Here is a 19149-nt window from a genome sequence, read left to right as displayed (position 1 = left end):
TCTGTGTCTCAGCCGCGGGCGATCAGCGCCGCGTCGGCCTCGGCCTTCTCGGCCGCTTTCTGGCGAATGAGCTTTTCCAGCTCGTCGACCAGGTTGTCGTTGTTCAGCTTCTGCGATGGCTTGCCGTCGATGTACACCAGGTTCGGCGTGCCGCCGGTCAAGCCCACGTGCGATTCCTTGGCTTCGCCCGGGCCGTTGACCACGCAACCGATCACCGCCACGTCCAGCGGCACCAGCAGGTCCTCCAGGCGCCCTTCCAGTTCGTTCATGGTCTTGACCACATCGAAGTTCTGCCGCGAGCAGCTCGGGCAGGCGATGAAGTTGATGCCACGGGAACGCAGGTGCAGCGACTTGAGGATGTCGTAGCCGACCTTCACTTCCTCGACCGGATCGGCGGCCAGGGAAATGCGGATGGTGTCACCGATGCCTTCGGCCAGCAGCATACCTAGGCCGACGGCGGATTTCACCGTCCCCGAGCGCAGGCCACCGGCTTCGGTGATGCCCAGGTGCAGCGGCTGGATGATCTGCCTGGCCAACAGGCGATAGGCTTCGACGGCCATGAACACGTCGGAGGCCTTGACGCTGACCTTGAAGTCCTGGAAATCCAGGCGGTCGAGGTGCTCGACGTGACGCAGGGCCGATTCGACCAGCGCCGCCGGGGTCGGCTCGCCGTACTTCTTCTGCAGGTCCTTTTCCAGGGAGCCGGCGTTGACGCCGATGCGGATCGGGATACCACGGTCGCGGGCGGCATCGACCACGGCGCGCACACGGTCTTCACGGCCAATGTTGCCAGGGTTGATGCGCAGGCAGTCGACACCCAGCTCGGCCACGCGCAGAGCGATCTTGTAGTCGAAGTGAATGTCGGCGACCAGCGGCACGCTGACCAGTTTCTTGATTTTGCCGAAGGCTTCGGCTGCGTCCATGTCCGGCACCGAGACACGGACGATGTCCACGCCGGCATCGACCAGGCGCTGGATCTGCGCCACGGTGGCCGCGACATCGTTGGTGTCGGTGTTGGTCATGCTCTGCACCGCGATGGGCGCATCACCACCCACCGGCACATTGCCGACCCAGATCTTGCGGGATTCGCGACGTTTGATCGGAGATTCGCCGTGCATGAATTACTGTCCCAACTTCAGGCGAGCGGTTTCGCCACTGGTGAACGGGGCGACATCGACCGCCTGGCCGTTGTAGCTCACCTGGGCGCCGCGGGCGAAGCCCAGGCGCACCGCGAACGGTGGCTTGCCGGTCAGTTCCAGGCTGTCGCCCTTGCGCTTGATGGCGCTGAACAGCACCTTGCCGTTGCCGTCGGTGACCTGGGTCCAGCAATCGGCGGTGAATTGGATATGAACCTTGGCGCTGCCGGCCGGGGCCGGTGCGGCTTCAGCGGGTGCAGTCGGTGCGACCGCAGCGGCGGCGGCTGGCGCGGTGGCGGCAGGCACGGCGGGGGTGGCTGGCGCGACAACCGGTGCCACAGGCGCGGCGGCAGTCGGCGCGGCGCTGGTGGCTGGCGTGGCAGGCGCAACGGAGACGACTGGCGCCTGGGCCTCAGCGACCGGCGCCTGCTCGGCACTGCTCGGTTCCAGCGGCAGGGCCTGGCCTTCGGCCTGCTGGCCCTCGCTCACGGCCTGGTCTTCCGGTTCGTCCAGCGGGTGAATCTGCGTGGTGCCGTCGGCGCTCTCGACCTCGACGTGCTCCAGGGCGATCTTGGCCAGGTCCTTGCCGCGCAGGCTGCTCTGGTCCTGCCACCAGAAGAAACCACCGCCGACCACGGCGACCAGCAGCAACAGGCTGACCACGCGCAGGATGTTGTGCGACAGGCGCACCGGCTCTTCGATGCGGCCGAGAGCATGCACCTCACTGCCTTTGGCGTGGGTCCCGGTGATCTGGTCGAAGGCCTCGACCAGGGGCGCCTGGTCCATGTCCATCAGCTTGGCATAGGCGCGGATGTAGCCACGGGCGAAGGTATGCCCGGGCAGCTTGTCGAAGGCGCCGTTTTCCAGGTTGTTCAGCGAAGATACCGTGAGGTTGAGCTTGCGAGCGACCTCAGCCTGGCTCCAATCGCGGTTTTCGCGGGCCTGGCGCAAGACGTCACCGGGGTTCTGGCGAGTCGCTGCTGCTACTTCAGTGTGCGCGGCTTTCATCGTTGCTCCGACAGGTATTGCTGATATTCCGGCGTACCGGGATAAAGTCGTTGTAATTGCTGGCCCAAGCGGGCTGCGGTGCCCTGCTCGTCAAGGGCAAGTGCCAGGCGATGGCCCAGCAGCAGGCTGCGGGCATTCTGGTCGCTCAGCTGGCTGAATCGATCGTAGTAATTCCGGGCCGGCACATAATGCCTGTTTTCGTAGGACAACTCAGCCATTTCGAGCAAAGCCTTCGGTTGCCGCTGATTGAGCCGAAGGGCCTTTTCCAGATATTCGCGGGCCTGAGCGCCCTGCCCGCGCTTCAAGGCGGTGAGCCCGAGGTTCTCGTAGACGCGCGAACGCTCAGGATACAGGGTATCGGCGGCAGCCTGGAGGAACATCGCGTGGGCTTCGTCGAAATGGCCCTGAGCATATAGGAAACCGCCGTAGTTGTTGCGGATTCGCGTGTCATCCGGGCGGATGGCCAGGGCTTTTTCGAAATGCTCGCCGGCCAGGGCGGGCTCATCCTCGGCCTGGAATACCAGGGCGAGCGCGGCATGGGCGTCGGCGTCACGGGCATCGAGGGCCAGGGCCTTGGCCAAGGGAACCTTGGCGCGTTCGGTCAAACCTTGTTGCAAATACCCTAGGCCCAACTGCACATAGGCCTGCCGGGCCGCTTCGCGCCCCTGGCGGTTGCCCAGGGGATCACCCGCGCCGCCGGACACGCAGCCGGCCAGCAGCGAAAGCGTCAGGATCGACAGCGCGGTGCGCAGGCTCATGGGGCAGTGGCTCGTCAGGGGCGCACGGCGCTGTCTTGCGGCTCGTCGGCAGCCAGCTGACGTACGGCGATGTAGCGCTCGCTACGCCGGGTCCGGTCGTTGACCTGGCCCACCAGCTGACCGCACGCGGCGTCGATGTCATCACCGCGGGTGGTGCGCGTGGTCACGTTGAAGCCGCCGTGATGCAGCAGGTCCTGGAAGCGGCGGATGGCATTGTTGCTCGGCCGCTCGTAGCCGGAGTGCGGGAACGGGTTGAACGGGATCAGGTTGATCTTGCACGGCACATCACGCAGCAGCTCGATCATCTGCGCGGCGTGCTCGGGCTGGTCGTTGACGTCCTTGAGCAGGGTGTACTCGATGGTCAGCACGCGCTTGCCGCCGAGGGTGGACATGTAGCCCATGCACGAATCCAGCAGCATCTTCAGCGGGTACTTCTTGTTGATCGGCACCAGCTTGTTACGCAGCTCGTCGTTCGGCGCGTGCAGCGACAGGGCCAGGGACACGTCGATGTGCTTGGCCAGCTCGTCGATCATCGGTACCACGCCCGAGGTGGACAGGGTCACGCGACGCTTGGAAATGCCATAGCCCAGATCTTCCATCATGATCTTCATGGCGGCGATGACATTGTCGAAATTCAGCAGGGGTTCGCCCATGCCCATCATGACCACGTTGGTAATCGCGCGGTCGATCTTGGCCGGGACGGTCCCGAAGGATTTGTTGGCAAGCCACACCTGGCCTATCACTTCGGCGGCGGTGAGGTTGCTGTTGAAGCCTTGCTTGCCGGTGGAGCAGAAACTGCAGTCCAGGGCGCAGCCGGCTTGCGACGACACGCAGAGGGTGCCGCGATCGTCGGTGGGGATGTAGACGGTCTCGACGCAGCTGCCAGAGGCAACGCGGACCACCCACTTGCGGGTACCGTCGGCGGAAATATCTTCGCTGACCACTTCCGGGCCCCGAATCTCGGCAACGGCCTCGAGCTTTTCGCGCAAGACCTTGCCGACGTTCGTCATGGCGGCGAAATCATCGACACCATAATGGTGAATCCATTTCATCACCTGACCGGCACGGAAGCGCTTCTCCCCGATTGAGTCGAAGAACTGTTCCATTTCCGCCAGGGTCAGCCCCAGCAGGTTGATCTTGTCAGTCGATGTCGTCATGGATTCACCCTCACTCGTAAGCCTTCGCTTAGCGAGTGGTTACCTCGGTAGCAGCGAAGAAGTAAGCGATTTCGCGAGCAGCGGCAGCTTCGGAGTCCGAACCGTGAACGGCGTTGGCGTCGATCGACTCGGCGAAGTCAGCACGGATGGTGCCGGCAGCAGCTTCTTTAGGGTTGGTGGCGCCCATCAGCTCACGGTTGGCCAGAATGGCGTTTTCGCCTTCCAGAACCTGCACAACAACAGGGCCCGAAGTCATGAAGGCAACCAGGTCACCGAAGAAGCCGCGCTCTTTGTGCTCAGCGTAGAAGCCTTCGGCTTCGGCTTTGGACAGCTGCTTCATTTTCGAAGCGACGACGCGCAGGCCGGCTTTCTCGAAGCGAGTGGTGATCTCGCCAATGACGTTCTTGGCAACTGCGTCAGGCTTGATGATGGAGAAAGTACGTTGAACAGCCATGGAAAACTCCAGAATATTGAGTGTTGCGAAAAATTAAACCCGCGAATTATACGCGGGTTCCAGGGGATTGCCTAACCTGCAGCGTGCGTTCAGTCGGCTTCGTCGATCCAGGCCGCCTGGATGGCCTCGAGAACCTTCTCACCGCAACGCGACGGATCGTCATCGAATTCAGGCAGCGCCATCACCCAGGCGCGCAGATCGACGAAATTCACGTAATGAGGATCGACCTCAGGCTTGCTTTCCGCAAGCTGGATGGCGATCTCAAGTACATCAACCCATTTCAGACTCATGTACAAAACCTCAGTGCGGCGCTTCTGCGGCGTGGTTGAGCGAGTATTTGGGGATCTCGATGGTGAGGTCCTCTTCGCCGACGACCACCTGGCAACCCAGGCGCGACTGCGCCTCCAGGCCCCAGGCCTTGTCCAGCATGTCTTCCTCCAGCTCATCGGCCTCCTCAAGGGAGTCGAAGCCCTTGCGGATGATGCAATGGCAGGTGGTGCAGGCCTTGACGCCACCGCAGGCGCTTTCCATCTCGATGTGATGGTCGTGGGCCAGCTCCAGGATATTGGTCCCGGACGGCACTTCCACGGTCAGCCCTTCGGGGCAGAACTTCTCATGCGGCAGGAATGTCACCAGCGGCATCGATTACTCCTCGATCTCATTCAGGTTGCGCCCGGCCAGTGCGGCTTTGACCGTCGAATCAAGGCGACGGGCGGCAAATGCATCGGTCACCTGCGACAGACGCTTGGTCTGTTGCTCGATGGCGGCGCCATCGGTGCCGCTCAGCAAATCACGTAGTTCCTGCATCTGGAATTCGATCGCTTCGCGCTCGTCACTGCTGAGCAGGCGTTCGCCATCGGCGTCCAGGGCGCCCTGCACCGCTTCGAGCAGGCGCTCGGCGTCGACCTGGTGCTCGCGCAACTGGCGCGCGTGCTTGTCGGAGCCGGCATGCTCGAACGAATCCTTGAGCATGCGGGCGATCTCGCCGTCGGTCAGGCCATAGGATGGCTTGACCTGGATGCTCGATTCCACGCCCGAGCCCAGCTCGCGGGCCGCGACGCTGAGCAGGCCGTCGGCGTCGACCTGGAAGGTCACGCGGATCTTCGCCGCACCGGCCACCATCGCCGGGATGCCGCGCAGCTCGAAGCGTGCCAGCGAGCGGCAATCGCTGATCAGCTCGCGCTCACCCTGCAGGACGTGGATCATCATGGCCGACTGGCCATCCTTGTAAGTGGTGAACTCCTGGGCGCGGGCCACCGGGATGGTGGTGTTGCGCGGGATCACCTTCTCCATCAGCCCGCCCATGGTCTCGAGGCCGAGCGACAGCGGAATGACGTCCAGCAGCAACAGCTCGCCACCTTCGCGACGATTGCCGGCCAGGGTGTCGGCCTGGATCGCGGCTCCGATGGCCACCACCTGGTCGGGGTCGATCGAGGTCAGCGGGGTACGGCCAAACAGTGCGCCGACCGCCTCGCGCACGCGTGGCACTCGGGTCGAACCGCCGACCATGACCACCGCGCCGACTTCTTCGAGCTCGACGCCGCTGTCACGCACGGCACGACGGCAGGCCTTGAGGCTGCGGGCGACCAATGGCTCGATCATGGCGTCGAAAGCCGCCCGGCTCAGCTCGCCCTGCCAGGCGCCGTGGCTGACACCGACCACGTCGGCGTCGGTCAGGGCTTCCTTGGCTGCGCAGGCAGCCTGCAGCAGCTGGCGCTGAGTGGCTGGGTCGAGGTCGGAGGACAGCCCCGCCTGCTCGATGATCCAGCCAGCGATGGCGTGGTCGAAGTCATCGCCGCCCAGGGCGGTATCGCCACCGGTGGCCAGCACCTCGAAGACACCGCCGGTCAGGCGCAGGATGGAAATATCGAAGGTACCGCCGCCCAGGTCGTAGATCGCCACCAGGCCTTCGGCATTCTGGTCCAGGCCATAGGCCACGGCCGCCGCGGTAGGCTCGTTGAGCAGGCGCAGGACGTTGAGGCCGGCCAGTTTGGCGGCATCCTTGGTTGCCTGGCGCTGGGCATCGTCGAAGTATGCCGGCACGGTGATCACCGCACCCACCAGTTCGCCGCCGAGGGTTTGCTCGGCGCGATGGCGCAGTACCTTGAGAATATCGGCCGACACTTCCACCGGGCTCTTCGGGCCCTGGACGGTGTCGATGAACGGCATGTGCGACTCGCCACCGACGAAGCGGTACGGCAGTTGCTCGCCCAATTGTTTGACGTCGGCCAGGCCGCGCCCCATCAGGCGCTTGACCGACAGGATGGTGTTCAGCGGATCGCTGGAGGCGGCATCACGGGCAGCCTGGCCTACTTCGCTGCGGCCTTCGAGATAACGCACGGCCGAGGGCAGGATCACCTGGCCCTGATCATCGGGCAGCGGCTCGCTGCGCCCGCTGCGCACGGCGGCGACGAGAGAGTTGGTGGTGCCCAGGTCGATGCCCACCGCCAGGCGGCGCTGGTGCGGTTGAGGGCTCTGACCGGGTTCGGCGATCTGCAGTAGGGCCATGCTTATCTGAGTACCTTAGGCGTCATCACGGGTGACGCCGGGGTTAATCGTCGAGGCGCTCTTCGAGTTGGCGCACTTCTTGGGCGAGCTTGTCGAGGAACTGCATGCGGCGCATCAGGCGCTCGGCCTTGTCGCGCTGGGCTGCATCGTCCCAACAGTCGGCGAAGTCATTGTTCAGTGCGTCCTGGGCACCCTTGAGGCGCTTCTTGAACACACCGACACCGTCAAGGTCGGCTTCGTCCCGCAACTCTTCGAGCTCTTCGCGCCACTGCATCTGCTGCAGCAGGAAGTCCGGGTCATGCACCGTGACTTCCTGGGGCACTTCGTGGCCACCGATGGCCAGCAGGTAACGGGCGCGACGCGGCGCGCTGCGCAAGGTCTGGTAGGCGTCGTTCAGCGCCGCGGACTTTTCCAGGGCGACACGCTGCTCACGCTCGGAAGCGTCGGCGAAGCGGTCGGGGTGGACCTCACGGGCCAACTCGCGATAGCGAACGGCCAGTTTGTCGAGGTCCAGGCGGAAAGCCGGTTGCAGGTCGAACAGGGCGAAATGGCAAAGAGTACCCACGGCCAGCCTCAAACGTTGAAGCTTTCGCCGCAGCCACACTCACCGCGCACGTTGGGGTTGTTGAACTTGAAACCTTCGTTCAACCCTTCCTTGACGAAGTCCAGCTCGGTGCCGTCGAGGTACACCAGGCTTTTCGGGTCGATGATGACCTTCACGCCGTGGTTCTCGAACACCTGGTCTTCGGCGGCGAGCTCGTCGACGAACTCCAGCACGTAGGCCAGGCCCGAGCAGCCGGTGGTGCGCACGCCCAGGCGAATGCCCTCACCCTTGCCGCGCCCGTCGAGGGAGCGGCGAATGTGGTTGGCGGCGGCTTCTGTCATGCTGATAGCCATCGGAACTCCTTACCTCGCAGTCGACTCAGACCAAGCCTTTCTTCTGCTTGTAGTCGCGAACAGCGGCCTTGATGGCATCTTCGGCGAGCACGGAGCAGTGGATCTTGACCGGCGGCAATGCCAGCTCTTCAGCCAGCTGGGTGTTCTTGATGGTCTCGGCCTCGTCCAGGGTCTTGCCCTTCATCCACTCGGTGGCGAGGGAGCTGGAGGCGATGGCCGAACCGCAACCGTAGGTCTTGAACTTGGCGTCTTCGATGACGCCCTGCTCGTTGACCTTGATCTGCAGGCGCATCACGTCACCGCAGGCCGGGGCGCCGACCATGCCGGTACCGACATCCGGATCGTCGGCGTTCATCTTGCCGACGTTGCGCGGGTTTTCGTAGTGGTCGATGACCTTTTCACTGTATGCCATGGTGCAATTCCTTCCTCATCAGGGAGCCGCTCTTGCCGGCGACTGCTTAGTGGGCGGCCCACTCGATCTTGGAGATGTCGACGCCGTCTTTGTACATATCCCAAAGGGGCGACAGCTCACGCAGTTTGTTGACGGCTTCGCAGACTTTCTGCGCGGCGTAGTCGACTTCTTCCTCGGTGGTGAAGCGACCGAAGGAGAAGCGGATCGAGCTGTGCGCCAGCTCGTCGTTGCGGCCCAGGGCGCGCAGGACGTAGGACGGCTCGAGCGAAGCGGAGGTGCAGGCCGAACCGGACGAAACAGCGATGTCCTTGAGCGACATCAGCAGCGACTCGCCTTCGACGTAGTTGAAGCTCAGGTTCAGGTTGTGCGGCACGCGCTGGGTCTGGCTGCCGTTCACGTACAGCTCTTCGAGGTCCGAGACCTGCTTGAAGAAGCGGTCGCTCAGGGCCTTGATGCGCACGTTTTCAGCGGCCATTTCCTGCTTGGCGATGGCGAAGGCTTCGCCCATGCCGACGATCTGGTGGGTCGGCAGGGTGCCCGAACGCATGCCGCGCTCATGCCCACCACCGTGGATGATGGCTTCCAGGCGCACACGCGGCTTGCGGCTGACGTACAGCGCGCCGATGCCTTTCGGGCCGTAGACCTTGTGCGCCGAGAACGACATCAGGTCGACTTTCAGCTTTTGCACGTCGATCTCGACCTTGCCGGCCGACTGTGCAGCGTCGACGTGGAACAGCACGCCGCGCGAACGGGTCAGTTCACCGATGGCGGCGATGTCGTTGATCGAGCCGACTTCGTTGTTCACGTGCATCAGCGAGACCAAGATGGTGTCGTCGCGCAGGACAGCTTCGACCATCGCCGGGGTGACGATGCCGTCTTCACCTGGCTCGAGGTAGGTAACCTCGAAACCTTCGCGCTCGAGCTGGCGAGCGGTATCCAGGACCGCCTTGTGCTCGATCTTGGAGGTGATGATGTGCTTGCCCTTGGTCTGATAGAAGTGCGCCACGCCTTTGAGAGCGAGGTTGTCGGACTCGGTGGCACCGCTGGTCCAGACGATCTCGCGCGGGTCGGCGTTGATCAGCTCGGCGACCTGGCGGCGGCCGTTCTCGACTGCTTCCTCAGCCTTCCAGCCGAACACGTGGGAGCGCGAGGCCGGGTTACCGAAGTTCCCGTCAACCAGCAGGCACTCGGCCATCTTCTGGGCGACACGGGGATCGACCGGCGTGGTCGCGGAGTAATCGAGGTAGATCGGCAACTTCATTGAGTATCTCCTATCAGGCGGTGGCGTCGCTCGTCGCTGAATTTTCAGTCGACGGCGGACGTCTCAATCTTGTCCAGCTGGGCGGTTCGGCCCGCGACGCGGCGCAGGTCCTGGCGCTGGGCGACTTCCTGCACCTCACGGCGCATGACGAGGTCGGCCAGGCTGATGCCACTGAGGAATTCATGGATCTGCTGGCTCAGGTCACACCACAGGTGGTGAGTCAGGCAGGTATCACCGGCGTGGCAATCCCCCAGGCCCTGGCAACGGGTGGCATCGACCGATTCGTTGACCGCGTCGATGACCTGGGCCACCTGGATGGTTTCCATGCCTCGCGACAGCTGGTAGCCGCCGCCTGGGCCGCGAACGCTGGATACCAGGCTGCTGCGGCGCAGCTTGGCGAACAGCTGTTCCAGATAAGAGAGGGAAATGCCCTGGCGCTCGGAAATATCGGCCAAAGACACCGGCCCCTGCTGCGCGTGCAACGCCAGGTCAAGCATGGCGGTCACGGCGTATCGGCCTTTGGTAGTCAGTCGCATGGCGTATGGGTACCACGGGAGTTACAGGATGTGTGCGAGTATGCGATTCCCGAGCATTTAAGTCAACTATAAGACCTAGTGCTTTAGTCGGGTATGCATGCGGGAGGCGGCCGCGAGTGTAGCAGACAAGGGGCGCAAGCACACGCCCCTTGTATCGGGCCGGCGCAATCAATGCGACCGAGTGTCGCCCTGCTTCAGCTCGACGCAGGCTTCGGCGAAGTCGTCGTCGGGCAGCGCCGGCAGCTCCTTGGCGCAGTAGTCACTGCCCATCCGGGTCAACGCGCCACACATGCCCTCCAGGCGCTCGTCGACGGCCTGCAGATGGTCGAGCATCTGGCCGATGGCGCGCGCCACCGGGTCCGGCATGTCGCCACTGACGCCATAGGCGTCGAAGCCGATCTTCTCGGCCATGGCCTTGCGCTTGGCCTCGACGGCGTCATCCTCGGTCTTGACGATGATCCGTCCCGGGATGCCCACCGCCGTGGCGCCGGCGGGCACCGCCTTGGTGACCACGGCGTTGGAGCCGATCTTGGCCCCGGCACCAACGGTGAACGGGCCCAGGACCTTGGCCCCGGCACCGACCACGACGCCGTTTTCCAGGGTCGGGTGGCGCTTGCCCTTGTTCCAGCTGGTGCCGCCAAGGGTGACACCCTGGTAGAGGGTCACGTCGTCGCCGATCTCGGCGGTTTCGCCAATGACGATGCCCATGCCGTGGTCGATGAAGAAGCGCCGGCCGATGGTCGCACCCGGGTGGATCTCGATGCCGGTCAGCCAGCGGCCGAAGTTCGACACCAGGCGCGCCAGCCATTTGAAATCGCGCTTCCACAGGGCATTGCCCAGGCGGTGCAGCCAGATGGCGTGCATGCCCGGGTAGCAGGTCAGCACCTCGAAGGCATTGCGCGCCGCCGGGTCACGATGGAAAACACTTTGAATATCTTCACGCAGACGCTCGAACATCGTTCAGTCCTTCCGTTTATGCGGCTCGCCCCGGACGACTTTCTGGGTCTCGGTGAGGATGCCGCGCAAAATGCTCATTTCCGTACGCTCGACCGAGCTGCGCCCATACAGCCGGCGCATGCGCGGCATCAGGTGCTTGGGCTTGGCAGGGTCGAGGAAGCCGATGTCCACCAGGGTCTTTTCCAGGTGGTCATAGAACAGCTCCATTTCGTCCATGGTCGCCAACTCATTGGCGTCCGCCTTCTCGACCTTTGGCGCCGTGTCCTGCACCGCCAACGAGGCCATGCGCACCTCGTAGGCGAGCACCTGGACTGCGGCGGCCAGATTCAGCGAGCTGAAGTCGGGATTGGAGGGAATGTGCACGTGGAAGTGACATCGCTGCAGTTCTTCGTTGGTCAGGCCGGCGTGCTCGCGACCGAACACCAGGGCGATTTCCTCACCGCCCAGGGCGTGCTCCACCGCCTTGGTGCCGCACTCACGGGGGCCGATCAGCGGCCAGGGGATGCTGCGCTCGCGGGCGCTGGTGCCCATGACCAGGCTGCAGCCGACCAGTGCCTGCTCGAGGCTGTCGACCACCTGGGCGCCGGCCAGCACATCGTCGGCACCCGAGGCGCGCGCCGAGGCATCGGCGGCCGGGAATTCTTTCGGTTGCACCAGCACCAGGCGCGACAAGCCCATGTTCTTCATGGCACGCGCAGCGCCGCCGATGTTGCCGGGGTGGCTGGTATTGACCAGGACAACACGAATATTTTGCAGCAAGGTGTCGTGCTCTCGGATGCAGAAAAAGGAGCGTTCGATCTTACAGAACCGACCAGCGTAACGCCATGAAAGCAAATGTGACACTTCTGTCGTCAAAGATTTCTGCTAGAATGGCCGGCTTTCCTCTTTAACATCTCCAGGTGACCTTCCCATGCAGCCTATGCTGAATATCGCCCTGCGCGCCGCTCGCAGCGCCAGTGAACTGATTTTCCGCTCCATCGAACGCCTGGACAGCATCAAAGTCGACGAAAAGCAGGCCAAGGACTACGTGTCCGAGGTTGATCGCGCCGCCGAGAAGGTCATCGTCGAGGCCCTGCGCAAGGCCTACCCGAACCACTCCATCCAGGGCGAAGAAACTGGCCTGCACGCCGGCACCGGCGAAGAAGGCAAGGACTACCTGTGGATCATCGATCCGCTGGACGGCACCACCAACTTCCTGCGTGGCGTGCCGCACTTCGCTGTCAGCATCGCCTGCAAATACCGTGGCCGCCTCGAGCACGCCGTGATCGTCGACCCGGTTCGCCAGGAAGAATTCACCGCCAGCCGCGGCCGTGGCGCCCAGATCAATGGCCGTCGACTGCGCGTCAGCTCGCGCACCAGCCTGGAAGGCGCCCTGCTGGGTACCGGCTTCCCGTTCCGTGACAACCAGATGGCCGACCTGGACAACTACCTGGGCATGTTCCGCGCCCTGACCGGCCAGACCGCCGGCATCCGCCGCGCCGGCTCCGCCAGCCTGGACCTGGCCTACGTGGCTGCCGGCCGCTTCGACGCCTTCTGGGAGTCGGGCCTGTCCGAGTGGGACATGGCCGCAGGCGTGCTGCTGATCCAGGAAGCGGGCGGCCTGGTCAGCGACTTCAACGGTGGCCACGAATTCCTCGAAAAAGGCCACATCGTCGCGGGCAACATCAAGTGCTTCAAGGCCGTGCTGACTGCCATCCAGCCGCACCTGCCGGAACACATGAAGCGCTAAGCGCCGACAGCGAGCACAAAAAAAGCACCTCTCGAGGTGCTTTTTTCGTTTTGGCACTGACGCAGCTTCACTGCCCCGGCTGATTCTGACTCAGGATCAGCTTGCCGTTCTTGTCCAGCGGGATGGTCGAGCCCGGCTCGTGATCCATCTTCACCTTGCCGACCTGATCACCAATGGAATAGGTCACGTTGTAGCCCACGACCTTGTCACTGATGTCATTGACCGTGTTGCACCGGGTTTGCGTGGTGGTGTAGGTGTCACGCTCCTGCATGCCCTCCTGCACCTTGTTGCCGGCATAGCCACCACCAACCGCGCCGGCCACGGTGGCAATCTTCTTGCCGGTACCGCCGCCGATCTGGTTACCCAGCAGGCCACCGGCGAGCGCACCGACCACCGTGCCGGCGATCTGGTGCTGATCCTTGACCGGCGCCTGACGCGTCACGGTAACATCCTTGCAGACTTCACGCGGCGTCTTCACCTGCTGCTTGATCGGCTGCACGTCGGTGACCTGGGCGTACTCAGGCCCCTTGTTCACCAAGCTGTAGGTCGCCACAGCACCTCCGGCAGTCACACCGACAGCACCCAGAACCGCACCCACCAGCATTGATTTGTTCACGTGAACCTCCTGATCGTACCTGCGGGGATATGGCCCGCCTTCTCCTTGCCTTGGAGCAAAAAAAAAGGCGCGAGTTCAACACTCGCGCCTTTCTTTACGCCAGGCGGCGCAGGGCCAAGCCTTACGGGCGTTCGTCCACACCCTCGTTCTTGACTGGCGGAATCAGGTCTTCACTGCTCAGGTTCAGCCAGATCAGCACCACGTTGGCGATGTAGATCGACGAGTAGGTACCCGCCATGACGCCGATGAACAGCGCCAGGGAGAAGCCGAACAGGTTGTCGCCGCCGAAGAACAGCAGCGCGGCGATGGCCAGCAAGGTCGACACCGAGGTGGCGACGGTCCGCAGCAGGGTCTGGGTGGTCGAGATGTTGATGTTCTCGATCAGCGAGGCCTTGCGCAGCACACGGAAGTTCTCGCGCACCCGGTCGAACACGACGATGGTGTCGTTGAGCGAGTAGCCGATGATCGCCAGCACCGCCGCCAGCACCGTCAGGTCAAAGGTGATCTGGAAGAACGACAGGATACCCAGGGTTACCACCACGTCGTGGATCAGCGAAATGATCGCGCCCACAGCGAACTTCCACTGGAAGCGGAACGCCAGGTAGATGAGGATGCCGCCCAGGGCCAGAAGCATGCCGAGGCCGCCCTGGTCACGCAGCTCTTCACCCACCTGCGGGCCGACGAACTCGACGCGCTTGACCGTGGCCGGGTTGTCGCCGCCGATCTTCTGCAGCGCCTCGGCCACGCGGTTGCCCAGTTGCGGGTCATCGCCCGGCATGCGCACCAGCAGGTCGGTGGTGGCGCCGAAGCTCTGCACCACGGCATCGTGGAAGCCAGAGCCGACCAGTTCGGTACGCACCTTCTCCAGGTCCGCCGGGCGCTCATAGGTGAGCTCGATCAGCGTGCCGCCAGTGAAGTCCAGGCCGAAGTTCAGGCCCTTGTGCCACCAGCTGAACAGCGCCAGCACGGTAAGGAGCACGGTAATGGCGAACGCGACATTGCGCACGCCCATGAAGTTGATGGTTTTCATCGCAGCTCCCTCAAACCCACAGCTTCTTGATGTCACGCCCGCCGCAGGTCAGGTTGACCAGTGCGCGGGTCACCATGACGGCGGTGAACATCGAGGTGAAAATCCCGAGGGACATGGTGACCGCGAAGCCCTTGACCGGGCCGGTACCCATGGCGAACAGGATGCCGCCGACCAGCAAGGTGGTCAGGTTGGCGTCGACGATCGCCGAGTAGGCCCGGTTGAAGCCTTCGTGGATGGCGCGCTGCACCGACATGCCGGCGGCGATCTCTTCACGTATACGCGAGAAGATCAGCACGTTGGCGTCCACCGCCATACCCATGGTCAGCACGATACCCGCGATGCCCGGCAGGGTCAGGGTGGCGCCCAGCAGCGACATCAACGCCAGCAGCAGGACCATGTTGCCCGCGAGGGCAATGGTCGCCAGCACGCCGAAGGCACGATAGATGGCGATGATGAACAGCGACACGAAGAGCATGCCCCACAGCGAGGCGTCGATACCCTTGGTGATGTTGTCGGCGCCCAGGCTCGGGCCAATGGTACGTTCTTCGGCGAAGTACATCGGCGCGGCCAGACCACCGGCACGCAGCAGCAGGGCCAGTTCGGACGACTCGCCCTGGCCGTTCAGGCCGGTGATGCGGAACTGGCTGCCCAGCGGCGACTGGATGGTCGCCAGGCTGATGATTTTCTTCTCTTCCTGGAAGGTCTGCACCGCGACTTCTTTCTCGACGCCGTCGACCACCTGCTTCTGGTAGCGGGTGACCGGCTTCTGCTCGATGAAGATCACCGCCATGCTGCGACCGACGTTGCTGCGCGTGGCGCGGCTCATCAGCTCGCCGCCATGGCCGTCGAGGCGAATGTTCACCTGCGGGCGACCGTGCTCGTCGAAGCTGGCCTGGGCGTCGGTGACCTGGTCACCGGTGATGATCAGGCCGCGCTCGACCGGAGCGGAGCGGCCGCCTTCGCGGAACTCGAACACCTCGGTGGTGGCCTTGGACGCGCCTGGCTCGGCACCGAAGCGGAACTCCAGGTTGGCGGTCTTGCCGAGGATACGCTTGGCTTCGGCAGTGTCCTGCACGCCCGGCAGCTCGACCACGATGCGGTTGGCGCCCTGGCGCTGCACCAGCGGCTCGGCCACGCCCAGCTCGTTCACACGGTTGCGAACGGTGGTCAGGTTCTGCTTGATGGAGTATTCGCGGATCTCGGCGATCTTGGCCTGGGTCAGTGCCAGGCGCAGCACGGCGAGCTCGTTGCGCTCGGTGGTGGTCAGGTCGAAATCACTGAAATTCTTGCGGATCAGGCTGCGCGCCTGTTCGCGGGTGGCATCGTCGGCGAAGCCCAGCATGATCCCGCCGTCCTGCTGCGGCAGGCTGCGGTAGCGGACGCGCTCTTTGCGCAGCAAGGTCTTGACCTCGCCTTCGTAGACTTTCATGCGCGCGGTCATGGCCTTGTCCATGTCCACTTCCAGCAGGAAGTGCACACCACCGGACAGGTCCAGGCCGAGCTTCATCGGGCTGGCACCCAGGTTGCGCAGCCACTGCGGAGTGGTCTGGGCCAGGTTCAGGGCCACGACATAGTCGTCACCGAGGGCCTTGCGCGCCACATCCTTGGCCGGCAGCTGGTCTTCCTGGTTGGTCAGGCGCACCAGCGCACTGCCCTTCTCGCCCAGGTTGCCGCCTTTGACGGTGATGCCGGCATCGGTCAGCGCCTTGGTGACGCGATCGAGATCGGCCTGGCTGACATGCAGGGCGGAACTGGCGCCGCTGATCTGCACCGCCGGATCATCCGGATAGAGGTTGGGTGCGGAATAAATGAAGCCGACCGCCAGTACAGCCACGATCAGCAGGTATTTCCACAGAGGGTATTTGTTCAGCATCACGCCGCCCGTTCAAGACGCGGGGCGCTTTGCGCGCCCCGACTGGAAAAATGAAACCGGTAACTCAGATAGCCTTGAGCGTACCTTTTGGCAGGGTCGCGGCAATGGCGCCCTTCTGGAACTTCAGCTCGACATTGTCGGACACTTCCAAGACCACGAAGTCATCGGCAACCTTGACGATCTTGCCGGCGATGCCGCCGTTGGTGACAACTTCGTCACCTTTTTGCAAGTTGCTCAGCAGGTTCTTCTGCTCTTTGGCACGCTTGGCCTGCGGGCGCCAGATCATCAGGTAGAAGATGACCAGGAAGCCGACCAGGAAGATCCACTCGAAGCCGGTACCGGCTGGGCCGGCGGCGGGTGCTGCTGCGTCCGCGTAGGCGGCGGGGATAAAGAAGCTCATTGGGCTCTCCTAATGGAATTTTCTAATAATGATTGCGAACAGTCAGTCCAAAGGCGGAACGGGAAGCCCGCGCTTGGCGTAGAAGGCGTCGACAAAGGCGGCCAATTTACCCTGTTGAATAGCCTCGCGTAAACCGGCCATCAAGCGCTGGTAATGGCGCAAGTTGTGGATGGTATTCAGCATGCTGCTCAACATTTCGCCGCACTTGTCCAGGTGGTGCAGGTAGGCGCGGGAGAAGTTGGTGCAGGTGTAGCAATCGCAGGTCGGATCCAGCGGCGATTCATCGTGGCGATGGAACGCGTTGCGGATCTTGATCACCCCGGTATCGACGAACAGATGGCCGTTGCGCGCGTTGCGCGTGGGCATCACGCAGTCGAACATGTCGACGCCGCGGCGCACACCCTCTACAAGATCTTCCGGCTTGCCTACCCCCATAAGGTAACGAGGTTTGTCAGCCGGCATCTGCGCGGGCAGGTAGTCCAGCACCTTGATCATCTCGTGCTTGGGTTCGCCCACCGACAGGCCACCGATGGCCAGGCCATCGAAGTCGATGTTGACCAGCGCTTCCAGCGAGCGCATGCGCAGGTCCTGGTACATGCCGCCCTGGACGATGCCGAACAGCGCCGCGGTGTTGTCGCCATGGGCGTTCTTCGAGCGCTGGGCCCAGCGCAGCGACAGCTCCATCGAGGTGCGCGCCACGTCGTGCTCGGCCGGGTACGGGGTGCACTCGTCAAAGATCATCACGATGTCCGAGCCCAGGTCGCGCTGGACCTGCATGGACTCTTCCGGCCCCATGAACACCTTGGAGCCGTCCACTGGCGATGCGAAGGTCACGCCTTCCTCCTTGATCTTGCGCATGGCGCCCAGGCTGAACACCTGGAAGCCACCGGAATCAGTGAGGATAGGGCCCTTCCATTGCATGAAATCGTGCAGGCCGTTGTGTTTCTTGATGACTTCGGTACCCGGGCGCAGCCACAGGTGGAAGGTGTTGCCAAGGATGATCTCGGCGCCGATGGCCTCGATATCACGCGGCAGCATGCCCTTGACCGTGCCATAGGTGCCCACCGGCATAAAGGCCGGGGTCTCGACCGTGCCACGGGGGAAGGTCAGCCGGCCGCGACGGGCCTTGCCGTCGGTGGCCAGCAGTTCGAACGACATTCGACAGGTGCGACTCATGCTTGATCCTCTGGGCCGCGTGGCGCCGGATTGCGGGTGATGAACATGGCATCACCGTAACTGAAGAAGCGGTAACCGTTCGCGACCGCCGCCGCATAGGCGGCCATGGTCTCGGGGTAACCGGCGAAGGCCGAGACCAGCATCAGCAGCGTGGACTCCGGCAGGTGGAAGTTGGTGACCAGGCAATCGACCACATGGAACGGCCGGCCCGGGAAAATGAAGATGTCGGTGTCGCCACTGAACGCCTTGAGCTCGCCATCGCGCGCCGCGCTTTCCAGCGAACGCACGCTGGTGGTGCCCACGGCGACCACCCGCCCGCCACGGGCGCGGCAGGCCTGCACGGCATCGACCACATCCTGGCTCACTTCGAGCCACTCTTTATGCATGGTGTGGTCTTCGATCTTGTCGACCCGCACCGGCTGGAAGGTACCCGCCCCTACGTGCAGGGTGACGAAGGCGCGCTCGACGCCCTTGGCGGCGATCTTTTCCAGCAGCGCCTCGTCGAAGTGCAGGCCGGCGGTGGGTGCGGCCACGGCGCCGGCGCGCTGAGCGTAGACGGTCTGGTAGCGCTCGCGGTCGGCGCCCTCGTCGGGGCGGTCGATATACGGCGGCAGCGGCATATGGCCGACGCGCTCGAGCAGTGGCAGCACCTCTTCGCTGAAACGCAGCTCGAACAAGGTATCGTGGCGGGCGACCATCTCGGCCTCGCCGCCACCGTCGATGAGGATCTGCGCGCCTTCCTTAGGCGCCTTGCTGGCACGCACATGGGCCAGCACGCGGTGGCTGTCGAGCACGCGCTCGACCAGCACTTCCAGCTTGCCGCCGGAGGCTTTCTGGCCGAACAGCCGCGCCGGGATCACCCGGGTGTTGTTGAACACCATCAGGTCGCCGGGGCGCAGGTAGTCGAGCAGGTCGGTGAACTGCTTGTGGGCCAGCTCGCCGCTGGGGCCATCGAGCACCAGCAGGCGGCTGCCATGACGCTCGGCCAGTGGATGGCGGGCGATCAGGGAATCGGGGAGTTCGAAGGAAAAATCGGCGACGCGCATGATGATGTTCGGGTTCGACAGGGCCGGGAAGTTTAGCCCAATGCGTGAAAATTGACCATGAAAGCCGATTGACCACCTTGGGCGACCTCTCTATACTGCGGCGCCACAAGCCCTGATGGCGGAATTGGTAGACGCGGCGGATTCAAAATCCGTTTTCGAAAGGAGTGGGAGTTCGAGTCTCCCTCGGGGCACCAA

At 63.6% G+C, this 19149-nt stretch carries 22 protein-coding genes and 1 tRNA gene; 2 read left to right on the top strand and 21 right to left on the bottom strand.

What is annotated here, in order from left to right; all coding sequences use genetic code 11:
- Positions 1-8 precede the first annotated feature (8 nt).
- From ispG to trmJ, 15 genes are all read right to left on the bottom strand, one after another.
- Positions 9-1118: a flavodoxin-dependent (E)-4-hydroxy-3-methylbut-2-enyl-diphosphate synthase gene (gene ispG / locus C3F42_RS22590; protein ID WP_023630055.1), complete on the bottom strand. Its 1110-nt coding sequence runs from the start codon at positions 1116-1118 to the stop codon at positions 9-11.
- 3 nt (positions 1119-1121) lie between these two features.
- The gene (locus C3F42_RS22585; RefSeq protein WP_094011723.1) at positions 1122-2144 is read right to left on the bottom strand and encodes a RodZ family helix-turn-helix domain-containing protein; all 1023 of its coding nucleotides are present in this window, start codon (positions 2142-2144) and stop codon (positions 1122-1124) included.
- Complete coding sequence (pilW, locus tag C3F42_RS22580; RefSeq protein WP_104444934.1) at positions 2141-2902, bottom strand: type IV pilus biogenesis/stability protein PilW; 762 nt, start codon at positions 2900-2902, stop codon at positions 2141-2143. Before pilW ends, C3F42_RS22585 begins: the two co-directional genes overlap by 4 nt.
- Positions 2903-2916: 14 nt before the next feature.
- The gene (gene rlmN / locus C3F42_RS22575) at positions 2917-4059 is read right to left on the bottom strand and encodes a 23S rRNA (adenine(2503)-C(2))-methyltransferase RlmN (protein ID WP_023630073.1); all 1143 of its coding nucleotides are present in this window, start codon (positions 4057-4059) and stop codon (positions 2917-2919) included.
- Positions 4060-4087: 28 nt separating this feature from the next.
- Positions 4088-4513 carry a nucleoside-diphosphate kinase gene (gene ndk / locus C3F42_RS22570; RefSeq protein ID WP_023630072.1) on the bottom strand — a complete coding sequence of 142 codons (426 nt, stop codon included), beginning with the start codon at positions 4511-4513 and terminating at the stop codon, positions 4088-4090.
- An 89-nt stretch (positions 4514-4602) separates the two neighbouring features.
- A complete protein-coding gene (iscX, locus tag C3F42_RS22565) occupies positions 4603-4803 on the bottom strand; it encodes a Fe-S cluster assembly protein IscX (RefSeq protein ID WP_023630071.1) in 201 nt (66 codons plus the stop codon).
- A gap of 10 nt (positions 4804-4813) precedes the next feature.
- The gene (gene fdx, locus C3F42_RS22560; RefSeq protein ID WP_094011725.1) at positions 4814-5155 is read right to left on the bottom strand and encodes an ISC system 2Fe-2S type ferredoxin; all 342 of its coding nucleotides are present in this window, start codon (positions 5153-5155) and stop codon (positions 4814-4816) included.
- A 3-nt stretch (positions 5156-5158) separates the two neighbouring features.
- A complete protein-coding gene (gene hscA, locus C3F42_RS22555) occupies positions 5159-7021 on the bottom strand; it encodes a Fe-S protein assembly chaperone HscA (RefSeq protein WP_038706771.1) in 1863 nt (620 codons plus the stop codon).
- 43 nt (positions 7022-7064) lie between these two features.
- Positions 7065-7586: a co-chaperone HscB gene (hscB, locus tag C3F42_RS22550; RefSeq protein WP_104444933.1), complete on the bottom strand. Its 522-nt coding sequence runs from the start codon at positions 7584-7586 to the stop codon at positions 7065-7067.
- An 8-nt stretch (positions 7587-7594) separates the two neighbouring features.
- On the bottom strand, positions 7595-7918 hold the full coding sequence (iscA, locus tag C3F42_RS22545; protein ID WP_023630636.1) for an iron-sulfur cluster assembly protein IscA: 324 nt from the start codon (positions 7916-7918) through the stop codon (positions 7595-7597).
- A 25-nt stretch (positions 7919-7943) separates the two neighbouring features.
- A complete protein-coding gene (iscU, locus tag C3F42_RS22540; protein WP_023630637.1) occupies positions 7944-8330 on the bottom strand; it encodes a Fe-S cluster assembly scaffold IscU in 387 nt (128 codons plus the stop codon).
- 46 nt (positions 8331-8376) lie between these two features.
- Positions 8377-9591, bottom strand: a complete 1215-nt coding sequence (locus C3F42_RS22535; RefSeq protein ID WP_023630638.1) for an IscS subfamily cysteine desulfurase — start codon at positions 9589-9591, stop codon at positions 8377-8379.
- A gap of 44 nt (positions 9592-9635) precedes the next feature.
- On the bottom strand, positions 9636-10127 hold the full coding sequence (iscR, locus tag C3F42_RS22530) for a Fe-S cluster assembly transcriptional regulator IscR (protein WP_023630639.1): 492 nt from the start codon (positions 10125-10127) through the stop codon (positions 9636-9638).
- Between the two features lie 168 nt (positions 10128-10295).
- On the bottom strand, positions 10296-11084 hold the full coding sequence (cysE, locus tag C3F42_RS22525; protein ID WP_023630640.1) for a serine O-acetyltransferase: 789 nt from the start codon (positions 11082-11084) through the stop codon (positions 10296-10298).
- A gap of 3 nt (positions 11085-11087) precedes the next feature.
- On the bottom strand, positions 11088-11843 hold the full coding sequence (gene trmJ, locus C3F42_RS22520) for a tRNA (cytosine(32)/uridine(32)-2'-O)-methyltransferase TrmJ (protein WP_038706772.1): 756 nt from the start codon (positions 11841-11843) through the stop codon (positions 11088-11090).
- Positions 11844-11994: 151 nt separating this feature from the next.
- On the opposite strand from trmJ, the gene suhB reads away from it, so the two are divergent.
- On the top strand, positions 11995-12813 hold the full coding sequence (gene suhB, locus C3F42_RS22515) for an inositol-phosphate phosphatase (protein WP_038706773.1): 819 nt from the start codon (positions 11995-11997) through the stop codon (positions 12811-12813).
- 67 nt (positions 12814-12880) lie between these two features.
- Here suhB and C3F42_RS22510 read toward each other — a convergent pair whose 3' ends face one another.
- From C3F42_RS22510 to queA, 6 genes are all read right to left on the bottom strand, one after another.
- Positions 12881-13429, bottom strand: coding sequence for a glycine zipper 2TM domain-containing protein (locus C3F42_RS22510; RefSeq protein ID WP_023629277.1), 549 nt, complete (start codon positions 13427-13429; stop codon positions 12881-12883).
- Positions 13430-13550: 121 nt separating this feature from the next.
- Positions 13551-14459, bottom strand: a complete 909-nt coding sequence (gene secF, locus C3F42_RS22505; protein ID WP_023629278.1) for a protein translocase subunit SecF — start codon at positions 14457-14459, stop codon at positions 13551-13553.
- A gap of 10 nt (positions 14460-14469) precedes the next feature.
- Positions 14470-16332, bottom strand: a complete 1863-nt coding sequence (secD, locus tag C3F42_RS22500; RefSeq protein ID WP_038706774.1) for a protein translocase subunit SecD — start codon at positions 16330-16332, stop codon at positions 14470-14472.
- Between the two features lie 64 nt (positions 16333-16396).
- Positions 16397-16732 carry a preprotein translocase subunit YajC gene (gene yajC / locus C3F42_RS22495; RefSeq protein ID WP_023629280.1) on the bottom strand — a complete coding sequence of 112 codons (336 nt, stop codon included), beginning with the start codon at positions 16730-16732 and terminating at the stop codon, positions 16397-16399.
- A 42-nt stretch (positions 16733-16774) separates the two neighbouring features.
- Entirely contained in the window at positions 16775-17890 is a 1116-nt protein-coding gene (tgt, locus tag C3F42_RS22490) for a tRNA guanosine(34) transglycosylase Tgt (protein ID WP_023629281.1), read from the bottom strand.
- Between the two features lie 14 nt (positions 17891-17904).
- Positions 17905-18954 (bottom strand): tRNA preQ1(34) S-adenosylmethionine ribosyltransferase-isomerase QueA, encoded by a 1050-nt coding sequence (queA, locus tag C3F42_RS22485; RefSeq protein ID WP_046854244.1) that lies wholly within the window; start codon positions 18952-18954, stop codon positions 17905-17907.
- Between the two features lie 109 nt (positions 18955-19063).
- On the opposite strand from queA, the gene C3F42_RS22480 reads away from it, so the two are divergent.
- Positions 19064-19148, top strand: a tRNA-Leu gene (locus tag C3F42_RS22480).
- Position 19149 lies beyond the last annotated feature (1 nt).

Source organism: Pseudomonas sp. PONIH3 (assembly GCF_002934345.1).
GTDB lineage: Bacteria > Pseudomonadota > Gammaproteobacteria > Pseudomonadales > Pseudomonadaceae > Aquipseudomonas > Aquipseudomonas soli.
Note: the sequence above shows the minus strand (reverse complement) of the source record. Positions and strands in the feature narration are given on the sequence as shown.